Source organism: Roseicyclus salinarum, from assembly GCF_029624655.1.
Lineage (GTDB): Bacteria > Pseudomonadota > Alphaproteobacteria > Rhodobacterales > Rhodobacteraceae > Roseibacterium > Roseibacterium salinarum.
On record NZ_JARRSA010000010.1, the window covers coordinates 23,449 to 35,821 of the forward strand.

General features: G+C 68.8%; 9 protein-coding genes, 1 tRNA gene and 1 pseudogene. 4 read left to right on the forward strand and 7 right to left on the reverse strand.

Features of this window, described 5'->3' with window-relative positions; genetic code table 11:
* Positions 1-5 precede the first annotated feature (5 nt).
* The 6 genes from P6F26_RS08690 to P6F26_RS08715 form a co-directional block, all read right to left on the reverse strand.
* On the reverse strand, positions 6-1,745 hold the full coding sequence (locus P6F26_RS08690) for an MlaD family protein (RefSeq protein ID WP_278028287.1): 1,740 nt from the start codon (positions 1,743-1,745) through the stop codon (positions 6-8).
* Complete coding sequence (locus tag P6F26_RS08695) at positions 1,746-2,579, reverse strand: ABC transporter ATP-binding protein (protein ID WP_278028378.1); 834 nt, start codon at positions 2,577-2,579, stop codon at positions 1,746-1,748.
* A gap of 29 nt (positions 2,580-2,608) precedes the next feature.
* Positions 2,609-3,739, reverse strand: coding sequence for an ABC transporter permease (locus P6F26_RS08700; protein WP_278028288.1), 1,131 nt, complete (start codon positions 3,737-3,739; stop codon positions 2,609-2,611).
* Positions 3,740-3,915: 176 nt separating this feature from the next.
* A complete protein-coding gene (locus P6F26_RS08705) occupies positions 3,916-4,083 on the reverse strand; it encodes a hypothetical protein (RefSeq protein WP_278028289.1) in 168 nt (55 codons plus the stop codon).
* Positions 4,084-4,185: 102 nt separating this feature from the next.
* Positions 4,186-6,069 carry an asparagine synthetase B family protein gene (locus P6F26_RS08710; RefSeq protein WP_278028290.1) on the reverse strand — a complete coding sequence of 628 codons (1,884 nt, stop codon included), beginning with the start codon at positions 6,067-6,069 and terminating at the stop codon, positions 4,186-4,188.
* A gap of 247 nt (positions 6,070-6,316) precedes the next feature.
* Positions 6,317-6,390 (reverse strand) — tRNA-Cys (locus tag P6F26_RS08715).
* Between the two features lie 304 nt (positions 6,391-6,694).
* Between P6F26_RS08715 and P6F26_RS08720 the strand changes: the two are divergent.
* Positions 6,695-7,564, forward strand: a pseudogene (locus tag P6F26_RS08720) (glycosyltransferase WbsX family protein); the annotation flags it as partial.
* 8 nt (positions 7,565-7,572) lie between these two features.
* Here the strand turns inward: P6F26_RS08720 and P6F26_RS19680 are convergent.
* Positions 7,573-7,749 carry a lasso peptide biosynthesis protein gene (locus P6F26_RS19680; RefSeq protein WP_430736732.1) on the reverse strand — a complete coding sequence of 59 codons (177 nt, stop codon included), beginning with the start codon at positions 7,747-7,749 and terminating at the stop codon, positions 7,573-7,575.
* Between the two features lie 259 nt (positions 7,750-8,008).
* Between P6F26_RS19680 and P6F26_RS08725 the strand changes: the two genes are divergently transcribed.
* The 3 genes from P6F26_RS08725 (at position 8,009) to P6F26_RS08735 (ending at position 12,358) form a co-directional block, all read left to right on the forward strand.
* Entirely contained in the window at positions 8,009-8,662 is a 654-nt protein-coding gene (locus P6F26_RS08725; RefSeq protein ID WP_278028292.1) for a protein-L-isoaspartate O-methyltransferase family protein, read from the forward strand.
* Positions 8,663-8,761: 99 nt separating this feature from the next.
* Positions 8,762-10,156, forward strand: a complete 1,395-nt coding sequence (locus P6F26_RS08730; RefSeq protein ID WP_278028293.1) for a TolC family outer membrane protein — start codon at positions 8,762-8,764, stop codon at positions 10,154-10,156.
* A 249-nt stretch (positions 10,157-10,405) separates the two neighbouring features.
* Entirely contained in the window at positions 10,406-12,358 is a 1,953-nt protein-coding gene (locus tag P6F26_RS08735) for a hypothetical protein (protein ID WP_278028294.1), read from the forward strand.
* The last annotated feature ends 15 nt before the right edge of the window (positions 12,359-12,373 follow it).

The window sequence follows — 12,373 nt, forward strand, 5'->3', positions numbered from 1 at the left end:
CAACCTCACCTTCTGAATTCCGGCACGTCCCGGTCCAGCAGGAACTGGGTGGGACTGCGTTCGATCTGCCGGGTGAGCCGATCGAGGTTTCCGATCAGCGCCCGGGTTTCCTGCGCCAGCTGCGAGAACAGCGGCAGCGCGCTCGTCGTGAAGTCCTGAACACCGGGGGCCGAGCTGTCAACAAGCGCCCCGAGCCGGACGAAGGCCTGCGAGGCGGCTTCGCTGGCGGCGCGCACCTCCGACGAGATCGCGGGCAGGTCGTCCGAGACCTCGCCCACCGCCTCGTTCAGGCCCCGCACGGTCGTCTCGAGCTCGGCGATCAGGCCGGGCACGTCCTCGTTGATGACGCGGTCGGCGCCGGTGAAGGCGCTTTCGGCTGCCGCGAGCGTGCGCTCGCCCGTCTCGAGCGCGCCATTGATGGCCGACAGCGTCTGGTTGGCGTTGGCGAAGGTCTCCGTCACCTGCGTCATGGTCGTGCTGGCCGTCGTGACGAGCCCCGAGACATCGCCGCTCGCCTCGGTCAGGTCGGAGCCCACGGTCTCGATTACCGCGCGCGCGTTCTCGACCGCCGCCGTCACGTCGTCGAGGACGGCGGGCAGGTCCGTCTCGGCAGCGGTGCGGATCGCCGCGATGGCCTGCGTCGCGTCGGCCACGGCCACGCGCGTCTCGGCAAGAAGCGGCGCGCCTTCCTGCACGATCAGCCCGTCGATCCGCGTCGCCGCCGCCTCGACCGAGACCGCGGCCTCGTCCAGCGTCGCGATCAGCGCATCGACCTGCTGCAGGGTCGTCTCGGCCTCGCGCAGGCGCGCGGTGGCGGTCGTGCCGGTTTCTTCCAGCGCGGCCAGCATCGCGCCGGTGTCGTCGCCGATCCGGGTCACTTCGCCGCGCAGCGCGGCAAGCGTGTCCTGCATCTGCGTCGTCGTCCGCGACAGGTCCTCGCCGATATAGCGCTGCGCCTCGCTGACCATGGCCTGGACCGCGCTTACCGTCCCCGATCCGTTCTGCACGATCACCGTCGCCTCCTCGGCGAGGCTGTCGATGGAATTCAGCGTCTCGTCTGCCGACGCGAGAACGATATTCATCTCCGCCGTCAGCGCGTCGAGCGTGGTGTTGAAGCGGTTGATCTGCTGGGCGAATTCGTCGACCGTGTCGGCCACCCCGGAAAACGCCTCGAGGGTCGAGGCGAAGGTTTCGGACGCCTCCTCGGCGTTGACGATGATGCGTTCGATCCGGGCCGAGTTCTCGCCGGTGAAGATGCCGCCGATCTCGCGCACCACGCGCAGCGTCTCCTCGACGAGGGCCGGGGCGTCCTCGGTCAGTGTCTGGAGCGTGGAGCGCCCGGCCTCGATCTCGGGGATCGGCCGGTCGCTCGCCGACTGCAGAAGCGGCGCGTCGGGCGAGCCTGGGCCGATGCCGACATAGGACACGCCGGTGACGCCGAGGGATTCGATCGTCGCGACGCTGTCGGTGCGCACCGGCGTCTCGGCGTCGACCTCGACCCGCACGGTGATCGTGCCGTCGCGGTCGGGAGACAGCCGCACGTCCACCACTTGTCCCACCGGCAGGCCGCTGAAACGCACGTCGGAGGCGTTGCTGAGGCCCGAGACGGACGAGAAGCGGATATCGTAATAGGCGAACTGCCGGTCCAGCTCGACGCGGGCGAACCACAGGAAGAAGCCGAGGATCCCCAGGAAGCCAGCAAGAGCGAAGACGCCGATCAGGATGTAGTTTGCTCTGGTTTCCACCTAGACGTCTTCCTTCGCGGTGCCGTCCGGTGTCCCGCCCGGTGCGGCGTCAAGTGCGGCCCTCGCGCGGGGGCCGTGGAAATAGGACCGCACCCACGGGTGATCGACCGAGAGCATGTCGCGCATCGTTCCGGTGACAAGCACCTTGCGCTCGGCGAGCACGGCGATGCGGTCGCAGACCGCGTGCAGGGTGTCGAGGTCGTGCGTGACCAGAAAGACCGTTAGGCCAAGCGACCGGCTGAGTCCACGGATCAGCTGATCGAATTCGGCCGCGCCGATCGGGTCCAGGCCAGCAGTCGGCTCGTCGAGGAACACGATCTCGGGGTCGAGGGCGAGCGCGCGGGCGAGGCCGGCGCGCTTGCGCATTCCCCCCGAAAGCTCGGAGGGATACTTGTCGCCCGCGAGGTAGGGCAGGCCCACCATCGAGATCTTGAGGTCGGCCAGCTCACGCGCGATGCCGGGGTCGAGGCCCGGCACGCCCTTCATCGGAACCTCCACGTTCTCGCGCACCGTGAGCGACGAGAACAGCGCCCCATCCTGGAACATGACGCCCCAGCGCGCCTCGATCGCCGCGCGGGTGTCCTGGTCGGCGGTGAAGACATCCGCGCCCAGCACGCGCACGCTGCCGGCGGCGGGCGCCTGCAGGCCCGCGATGGTGCGCAGCAGGACCGACTTGCCCGTGCCCGATCCGCCCACCACGCCGAGGATCTCGCCCCGGTGGACGTCGAGATCGAGGTTGTCATGCACGACATGCGAACCGAACTGGTTGCGCACGCCGCGCAGCTCGATGACCGTCTCGCCCGCGCGGTCGCCTTGCGCGTCGGCCGGCCGCATCGCGTCCTTGCCGTGGTCCTGCGCCATCCTCAGACCCCCAGCTCGGCGAAGAAGATCGAGAACAGCGCATCCGCCACGATCACCGCGAAGATCGCCGCGACGACGGATTTCGAGGTCTGCTGGCCCAGCGATTCCGCGTTGCTTTTCACCTGCATCCCGGCGCGGCAGCCCACGACGCCGATGATCAGCGCGAAGACCGGCGCCTTCACGAGGCCGACCATGAGATGCGAGGCGTCCGTCCCCTCGATCAGCCGGGTGCGGAACATCGCGGGCGAGATGCCGAGCTCGATCCACGACATGAGCGCCCCGCCGAACAACCCCGCCACGTTCGCGATCAGGCCCAGGATCGGCAGCATCAGGAACAGCGCGAGGATACGTGGCACGAAAAGGACCATCCCCGGGTCGAGGCCGAGCGTGCGCATCGCGTCGATCTCCTCGCGCATCTTCATCGAGCCGATGGCTGCCGTGAAGGCCGAGGCGGTGCGGCCGGCCACGATGATCGCCGTCAGAAGAATGCCCAGCTCGCGCAGCACCGAGACCGCGATCAGGTCCACGACGAAGACCTCGGCGCCGAACTGGCGGAGTTGAACCGCGCCCTGGAAGGCGAGAACGACGCCGATCAGGAAAGCCATCAGCGCCACGATCGGCACAGCCTTCACGCCGACCTCCTGGCAGTGATGCACCAGCGACGTCATCCGGAACTCGCGCGGGTGCGTCAGGCTTCGCGACAGGCGCGACAGGAACAGCCCGAGATAGCCCGCAAAGCCCAGCACCGCGCCGGTGCCGCCGGCCACGGCGCGGCCCATCCGCTCGATCCGGTCGGCCAGTGTCACGTGCGCCTCGGGCGCGGTCTCGGGCTTGGGCATGGCGTCGGTCACACTGCGCAGGATCGCCCGCATCTCGGGCGTCGCTTCGCGGATATCGAGCTGCCCGCCCGCCGCCTCCGCGCGCTGCTCGAGGCTCGCCAGGGACCAGGCGCCCGCGGTGTCGAGCCTCGTGACGCCGCCCAGATCGACCGAGAGGCGCGAGGAGGGATCGAGGTGGCGGAGCCGCGCCTCCAGCGCGCTGACGGTGCGGATCGTGCAGGCGCCGGCCAGGACTACCGACGCCGGGTCCGACGACGTTTCGATCTGGAGGCTGGCGCCGTCTCCTGAGGTCATCGCCGGGTTCCCCGCTTCGCCGCCGACCGGACGTGGCGGCACCGCGAGATGTCTTTTAAAGGAGTATCCCGGCAGACACAAAGCCTGCCCCCGAGGGAGATCATTCGTCCCGAGAAGCCGCGCCCGTCAGGGCAACGCCGGCACCCTCATCTGTGACGCGTGGCCTTCGCCGGCCGTCAGCTGCAGAATTCGTAACCCGGGTTCTGGCTGTTCGAGGCGCCATTGCCCGTCTGGTTTTCGTTCGGTGCGCAGGGACTGTCCGTGAGGGTCCTGCCCACGTCGAGCGTCTCGAGGGTTGGCGTCTGCCATTTGCCCTTCGTCGTCTTCGCAATCCGTTCGATCATCAAATTCCCCCTTCCAAATATATTTGGCGTCGATAACATTTTTTTTAACTGCTTGGCTGAATTGTCAAGAAAACAGGTATGGCGAAGGGTTCCGTACTTTCGTCAGCGGTTCGGCGGCTTGTGCCGTTCGTGCAAATGGTGGATTCGCATGGCGCCATAAATCTCGGCAAATTTCAGAAGGTTGGCGTCATCCATCCCGGACGGACTTTCCCGGATCGCCCGGCCGAGGTCGGGCGCGCGAAACCAGCTTTCGGCAAGATGGAGATCGCCGCTTTCAAGCTCGTGCTTCAGGATTTCCCAGCATTCGCGCTTGAAACGGGCCCTGTTTCGCTGATTCGCCGGATCGTCGGGACTGAGGCCGAAGGTGAAGAGGTCCCGGAACGCCCGCGTCGCGAGAAACCGGAACTGCCCGTCACCGAACAGCGACGTGGCCGGAAGCCCGAGGATGAATTCGAGCAGCCGGCGATCGGTCAGCGGGTATCGGTAGACGACCTGCGACCGCGCGGCCCAGGCGTCCCAGGTCCGCATCCGCTCGCCGAGGTGTCCGTATTCCAGATGCCGGATCATGAAGTCCTTGGGATCGTGTCCCATCGGGAAAGACGCCGAGGCCTCGCGCACCGCCCCGGCGTGGCGGCGTCGCAGGCCGGGGGAGATGAAGCACCGCTCGGCATGGATCAGGGCGAAGGGCGACCAGAACCTCGCAAGCGGTTCGGGCAGGTTGGGCGCGATGCCCGATCTCCAGAGCACCTTCATGACCCGCGCCGGATGCCTGCCGCGCGCATGCCTCACAAGGACGCGCCAGGCACGCGGAAGCTGGCCGGTCCGCAGCAGATGCGCGAGATAGCCGAGCCCGCCGGCCGACAGGGCCTCGTCGCCGCCCCAGCCCGAGAGAATGACCCTTACCTCCCTCGACCGCGCGTCTTGCAGCGTCTCCAATTCCTCCATCAGGTTGGACGGGCCGTCCAGTTCCATCGGGCCCGAGATGAACCGGCGCAGGTCATCGCCCCGCACCGATCCGAAATGGCAGTCGAGGCCATCGGCGCGCGCCATCCGGTCGATCAGGCGGCGTTCGTCGCCCTCACCCATGTCGGGATCGTGCGCCGAGACGGGCGGAGCCCACGAATACGTCCTGAGCGACCTGCCATCCTTGGCCAATTCCTGTGCGGCGAGCCGCGTGACGAGCGTGGAGTCGAGGCCCCCGCTCAGGTGCGAGGCGACGGGAAAGTCCGTATCGACGCGACAGCGCACGGCTTCGGTGACGAGCGCGCGGAGCTGTTCCTCGCACGCGGCTTGTCCGCCGGGGTCGCGCTCCTCGATGTCGCGGGGCCTCCACCAGCGATATTCGGCGGTCTCCTCGGCGCCAAGCGTCAGCGTCGTTCCGGGTCCGGTGAAATGGATGTCGGCCCAGAAGCATCTGGGAAGCGGCCGGCCGGGATCGCAGAGGAACCGCGCCACGATCTCTTCGTCGATGCTCCACGACAAGTCTGGAAAGGCCACGAGCGCCCTGATGCTGCTGGAAAAGACGAGCGACCGCCCCTTTCTGGCCCAGTAGAGCGGCCGGGTGCCGACGTGGTCCTGAACGAGGTGAAGCCGACGCGGGCCGCCGTCCCAGACCGCGAGGGCGAAGTCGCCCACGATGCGCTTCGGGCTGTCGCGGCCCCAGCGATGCCATGCGGCGAGCATCAGCTCGGCATCGGACGCCGCGTGCGCCTGCGCCGGGGCGAGGCCGAGCGCCGCCTCGAGGCCCTGCCGGTCGTCGAGGATGGCGTCGGAAAGGAGGTGCTGCCCACCGGCCGAGGCGCGCTGCGAGCGGCCGGCCTCGCGCCGCGACACGGGCAGATGCACCCATGCCAGCGCCACATTCCCCAGAAGGTTCAGACCGGGCGCGGGCGCGCCCTTGGGGGCGAGCGCGGTCATGGCCGCCCGGAACGACCTTTCGTCGACCGGCGCGCCGTCGAACTCTACCCGCCCCAGAATGGCGCTCATCCGGTTCACCCTTGCAACGTATGTCCCGCTCGAAGCGCAACGAACGCATCAACTGCCCCGTGTGGCAAGTGCGAGGGCCCGCTGGCCGATAGGGAAGCCTCGTTCGAGAGTGCCGAGGGTAGGCCAGCGGAACCAGCAAACGCCGTGACGAGACGGGCATGGAATGGACGACGGCATAGTGGGGCGTGTGTCCCACTCTGTGTCACACCCGGCCGTTTTGCCGCAAAGCCTATGATTCAGAAGGAAATGGAGGCGAGTACCGGAATCGAACCGGTGTGCACGGATTTGCAATCCGCTGCGTAACCACTCCGCCAACTCGCCAGCGATGAGCAGGCCTAAGGTTTCGCGGATGGCCCGTCAAGGTGCTATCGCCCGGCCGCCATCGCGGCCCGGCGGTGGGGCGGGTGGTGCGACCGTGTGGGAGTTCCGACGCGTGGGGGAGGCGCCGTTGCGGGTCGGCGCGGGATGCCTGCTGCACTTCTCGCCGAGGTTCCGCGAGGCGCCGTCCGTCCTGGTCCGCGCGGCCTGGCCGTACTGGAATTAACCAATTATTTACCAAACTCATGGGAGCAATTCATTATTCAGGAATGAAAGGAGCGCGGCCTTGTCAATTCTCTTCGAGACGATGTCGAAACCGGCCAGCGTGGATTTCGACGGCATTCCGGACGACAAGGCGCGGTTCTCGACCTATGCGTTCTACCTTCCGCAGTACCACCCGATCCCCGAGAACGACGAATGGTGGGGCAAGGGCTTCACTGAATGGACCAACACGGCCAAGGCGCGGCCCCTGTTTCGCGGGCATTACCAGCCGCGCATTCCCGCGGATCTCGGCTGCTACGATCTGCGGGTTCCCGAAACGCGGATCGCGCAGGCGGAATTGGCGCGGGCCTACGGAATAGACGGGTTTTGCTATTACCATTACTGGTTCGCGGGGCGCCGCATCCTCGAACGGCCGCTGCGGGAGGTGCTTGAAAGCGGCGAGCCCGATTTTCCGTTCATGGTGTGCTGGGCGAACCAGACCTGGTCCGGCATCTGGCACGGCGAGCCCGACCGCGTGCTGATCGAGCAGACCTACCCCGGCGAGGACGACCATCGCCGCCATTTCGAGGCGCTTCTGCCGCTGTTTCTAGACCGCCGTTACGCGACGGTGGAGGGCCGTCCGATCTTCGTGATCTATCGCCCGCAGGAGATACCCCAGGCGCGTCGGGTCTTCGCGCTGTGGCGCGAGATGGCGCAGGCGGCGGGCTTGCCGGGCCTGCACCTCGTGGGCGCCCGGATGCTGCACGACCGCTGGACGCTCGAGGAACTGGATCTGGACGCCTCGGTCGATCACAGGCTTCCGCCGTTGCGTCCGCATGGCGGATCCCCCCGCCGGCCGCGCAGCTGGAAGCCGAAGCGATGGCTCCGCACGAAATACCAGAAGTATGCGGGACTTCCGACGATCTACGACTATTCCGAGGTGATCGACGGTCTCATCTCGCGGGAGGGGCCTTCGGCGCGGAATTATTCGCCGCGGCTGAGCTTTGCTCCGAGGACCAGCGTGTTGGCGATCCCGCGGCGGTTCAGCATCGCCTTCCCGGCCATCCCGAGCATGAGGCAGGTAAAGCGCCCGCCCACGGTCCGGTTGACCGCCTCGATCGCCCAGCGCACGTCGCGCAGCATCTGCAGGTCCCCGTGCATCGGCAGCCCCCGGCGGTGACGCGATGGCCGCGCACGCCTGGCTCCATGTCGGGCCGGTGATCCTTCTGGGCGGCGAGGGTCGCGCGGGCTACGCGCCGGTGGCAAGCTATCACAGCGAATGACCGCCCGGCGCCCGCCGCGAGACCGTAATGCCGCAGCCCCGCCGATAGGGGCGCGATCTCGGCCTGGTGCAGTTGCGCCGTCCCCGGTCCTGTGCCAAGAAGAATCCAACGAGAACTAGACGAACCGGTTCAGTTTCATGGCGGACTTCGCGAAACAGCGTCTGACGATGGTCGACACGCAGGTGCGTCCGTCCGACGTCACCAATTTCCCAATCATCGACGCCATGCTCGCGGTGCCGCGCGAGGAATTCGTGCCCAACGCGCGCCGCGAGCTTGCCTATGTCGGCGGCCCGCTGGAGATCGCGCCGGGGCGGGCCCTGCTCGACCCGCGCACGATCGCCAAGATGCTCGACGCGGGCAACCTGCGGCCCGGCGATGCGGTGCTCGAGATCGGCTGCGGCCTCGGCTACACCACGGCGCTCCTTGCCCACATCGTGGACGCGGTCGTTGCCGTCGAGGAGGACGAGGCCCTCGCAGCCGAGGCCGAGGCCACGCTCGGTGCACAGGGCATCGACAACGCCGCGATCGTGACCGGTCCGCTGGCCGAGGGCCACGCCAAGGCCGGTCCATACGACGCGATAATGATTTTCGGCGGGGTGGAGGAGCTTCCTCCGGCGCTGATCGACCAGGTCAAGGATGGCGGGCGCATCGTCGCCATCTTCATGAACGGGCAGAACGGCGAAGCCATGGAAGGGCTGAAGTCGGACGGCAGGATGAGCTGGCGCATGGCCTTCAACGCGACGGCAGACATCCTTCCGGGCTTCGCGCGCGCGGAAAGCTTCACGTTCTGATCAAGGCCTCCCGGCGGTCCGCCGGGCAAAGCAGGGCCATCCACGGCAGGATCATGGGTGGCGGCATCGCACGATCGCAGACGCTTCGGGGAGTGATCCATGGCTGGAATTTTCGACCGACTGACGCGAAGTGCCGCCCTGTGCGCCGCCGTCGCGCTGGGATCGATCGCGGGCGCGCCCGGCGCGCGCGCCGACGGCCTGCGTGAGGCGATGGCGGAGGCCTACGCCAACTCCCCCGTGCTCGACCAGCAACGCTACCTTCTGCGGATCGAGGACGAGGGCGTGGCGCAGGCCGTCGCGCAACTGCGTCCGACGCTAAGCTTCGTCGCCAATGCCGACCGCGACCTCGTCAACGACACCACCACATCAACGGCCAGCCTCGTGGCGGAATGGGTGCTGTATTCGGGAGGCAGCCGCCGGCTGGCGCTCGAGGCGGCGCAGGCCACGGTGCGCGCTGCGCGCGAGGGCCTTGTCTCGGTGGAGCAGCAGGTTCTGCTCGATGCCGTGCGCGCCTACCTTTCCGTCTGGAGCGACCTTCAGGTCGTGAACGTGCGCGAGGCGAACGTGCGCGTCGTGACGCAGCAGCTTCGCGCCGCCCGCGACCGCTTCGAGGTCGGCGAGGATACGCGCACCGACGTCGCGCAGGCCGAGGCGCGGCTGGCGCAGGCCCGTTCCGCGCTCGCCGCCGCGCGTGGCCAGCTCGAGATCAGCCGCGAGCTTTTCGCGCTCGCCATCGGGCGCTACCCCGGCAGCCTCGCGGGGCCCGGCGCGCTTCCGGGCCTTCCGCGCTCGGAGGCCGAGGCAGACGCGCTCGCGCGGCAGAACACGCCCGGCATCCTGCGCCTTCAGTTCGAGGTTCAGGCCACCGACCTGTCGGTGGAGCGCGCCCGCGCCGCCTACCGCCCGACCATCAGCCTCGATGGCGCCGTGTCCAACACCTTCGAATCGCCGCAGTTCGGCCGCGAGGGCGAAAGCGCCTCCATCGGCCTCACGCTGCGCCAGCCGATCTACCGCGGCGGCCAACTCGCCTCGCTCGAGCGGCAGGCGCTTGCGCAATCCGCGGCGGTGCGCGCCTCGCTCAACCAGCAGACCCGCATTGCCATCCAGACGATGGGCAACGCATGGGCGCAGCTTCGGATCGCGAACGCGCAGATCCAGGCCGCCGACCAGCAGATCTCGGCGGCCGAGCTCGCTTTCGAGGGCGTGCGCGAAGAGGCGTCCCTTGGCGCGCGCACAACGCTCGACGTGCTCGACGCCGAACAGGACGTCCTCGATGCGAGAATCAGCCGGATCGAGGCGCAGGCGAACCTCTACCTCGCCGCCTATTCGATCCTCTCCGCCGGCGGCCTTCTGACCGTCCGTCACCTCGATCTGGACGTTCCGGGCTACGATCCGTCGGTCTACTACGACCTCGTGGACGACGCGCCCACGAGCGTGCCGAGCGTTCAGGGCCAGCGTCTCGACAGTGTCCTTGGCCGGATCGGGCGGGACTGAGCCGCCGCGCCGCCGCCGCCAGGTCCCGCCCCGGTGCTCCGGGCGCGGCGTCCGTCCTTTGTGGACGCTTTAAGCGCGGTTTAGCCAACCTGTCGTTCAATCCGTTGTGCCGCAGCTGTCCTGCCGCTATCGTCGCGTCGTCTGGGACAACGAGAACGGTCCTGCTGGGTAGGGGCTGCACCGTCCGGAGGTTTCTCCGGACCGTCTGACGTATGGGCCTCGTTGCGGGCCGATTGAGGAGTGAGCGTGATGTCCGATCCGGCGAAATCCGTTGGGGATATCGACGACGTGCTGTCGTCGATCCGGCGTCTTGTGTCCGAACAGCCGAGCGGTCAGCCGCGCGCCGCCCGCCCGCCCGCCCACGCGCGCGGCGCCGGCGACAAGCTGGTGCTGACACCGGCGCTCCGGGTTTCGGACGGCGACGAGGCCGCGCGGGACGACGCCGCGCGGGACGGGGACGCGCGGGACGGAAACGTGCCGGCCGACGCCTCCGCGGTGCCGAACGACGAGATCGCGTGGCAGGGCGCGTCGCCGGATAACGAGGCCGATGCCCGTGAGGCCGTCGCGTCCGGCCCGGAGGCGATGGATGCCTTCCTTGCCCCCGACATGTCCGACCCCGACACGTCCGCCCCCGACATGTCCGACCCCGAGACGTCCACCCCCGGACAGGCCTCCGCCGACACGGACGACTTGGCGCAAGACGTGTCCACCGAGGCGTCGCACGAGCATGACGCGACGGCCGAGGCCGACCCGCCGGATCACATGGATGCCGACGAGGCGTCGTCCGACCATGACATGACCGTCGCGGCAGTAACCTCCGCGATCGGAGGGGATGCAGGCGAGCCCGAGGCCGAAACGCCCGAGGCAGTCATCCATGATGGGGCAGGGGCCGAGGACGAGCACGATGCCTCGCCGGACTTCGCCGCCCTCGTGGCGGATGCCGGCCCTGTCGATTCGGACCCTGCTCATACCGACCCCGCCGATGTCGCCGCCGCCGATCCAGCCGCCGGCGAGGCGCGCGAGGCGGACGCCCCCGAGGCGGACGAGCCTCGCCTCGAGGCCGCGTTGCAGGAGATTGCCGCGCTCTCGGAAGCCGGGGCCGCAGCCGACGCCGATGCCGCCGGGGACGTGGATGAGGCCGTTTCGGCCGAGGCCACACAGGCCGAACGTCCCGTCGGCTCCGACGGCTGGCGCCCGGAAATGCGCCTTCTAGATTGGGACAGTCTTCACGCGGATGGCGAGGGCGCGAATGGCGCGCCCATCTCCTCCTCGTCCGAATTCGAGCCCGATACCGGCGACGCAGACTGGCCGGATGCCGGCGCCGACCGTGCGCTTCTGGACCTCGCCGCCGTTCGTGAGGCCGCTGGCAGCTTGCCCGGCGCACCGGAAGACGGCGGCGCATCGGGCACCGGGGGCGCTGCCCCCATCTTCTCGCTGCGGTCGGGCGACGATGTGCCGCCGGTGAAAGAGGACGACGAGGCGCGCGATGGCGATCAGCCTCCCGCTGACCCGCAAAGCGCGGAGAGCCCGGCGCTTCCCGAGGCCGAGGCGGCTGCCGATGCTCCCGCCGCTGAGGATGCCGAGGCGTCCATCGCGCAGGATGCGTCCGTGACCTTGGATGACGCAGACGAGACCGAGGCCGACGGCGGACCCGCGCGGGAATGGCGCGGCGACGACGAGATCGAGGCGTCCGGCGTCGCAGCCGCGGCCGGGACCGCCGACGATGCCGACGATCTCGAGGAGCAGGGCGGCAATGCGTTCTCGCCCGCCTACGACCCCGACGAGGCCACGGACCTGCCCGAGCCTCGCGCAGCCGGAGACGAGGCCGAGGATGGCAGGGACGAGGTCGCGGAGGCCGCGCGCCCGACTGCCGCCGGCGATGACCCGGTGTCCTCCGCGGTTTCCGAGGGGCTGCAGGACGCCGCCCTGCGCCTCGCTGGGATCATGTCGGTGGTGCAGGCGGCGGAGGACGCCGCCGCGCCGGACCGCGCCGAGGCCGATGACGGCGGCGACGCGCTGGGCCTGGACCTCGCCGGCGAGGAGGAGGAGGATTTCCTCGACGAGGACACCTTGCGCCGCATCGTGGCCGAGGTCGTGCGCGAGGAACTGCAGGGGGCGCTCGGCGAGCGCATCACCCGCAACGTCCGCAAGCTCGTCCGTCGCGAGATCCGCCTGATCCTCGCCGCAGACGAGCTCGACTGACCGAAGGCGCATGTC

What these genes read in the sequence shown, in the direction of transcription:
- P6F26_RS08695 (WP_278028378.1), bottom strand. Translation starts at nt 2,579, where the DNA reads ATGCGGCCGGCCGACGCGCAAGGCGACCGCGCGGGCGAGACGGTCATC.
- P6F26_RS08700 (WP_278028288.1), bottom strand. Translation starts at nt 3,739, where the DNA reads ATGACCTCAGGAGACGGCGCCAGCCTCCAGATCGAAACGTCGTCGGAC.
- P6F26_RS08705 (WP_278028289.1), bottom strand. Translation starts at nt 4,083, where the DNA reads ATGATCGAACGGATTGCGAAGACGACGAAGGGCAAATGGCAGACGCCA.
- P6F26_RS08710 (WP_278028290.1), bottom strand. Translation starts at nt 6,069, where the DNA reads ATGAGCGCCATTCTGGGGCGGGTAGAGTTCGACGGCGCGCCGGTCGAC.
- P6F26_RS19680 (WP_430736732.1), bottom strand. Translation starts at nt 7,749, where the DNA reads ATGCACGGGGACCTGCAGATGCTGCGCGACGTGCGCTGGGCGATCGAG.
- P6F26_RS08725 (WP_278028292.1), top strand. Translation starts at nt 8,009, where the DNA reads ATGGCGGACTTCGCGAAACAGCGTCTGACGATGGTCGACACGCAGGTG.
- P6F26_RS08730 (WP_278028293.1), top strand. Translation starts at nt 8,762, where the DNA reads ATGGCTGGAATTTTCGACCGACTGACGCGAAGTGCCGCCCTGTGCGCC.
- P6F26_RS08735 (WP_278028294.1), top strand. Translation starts at nt 10,406, where the DNA reads ATGTCCGATCCGGCGAAATCCGTTGGGGATATCGACGACGTGCTGTCG.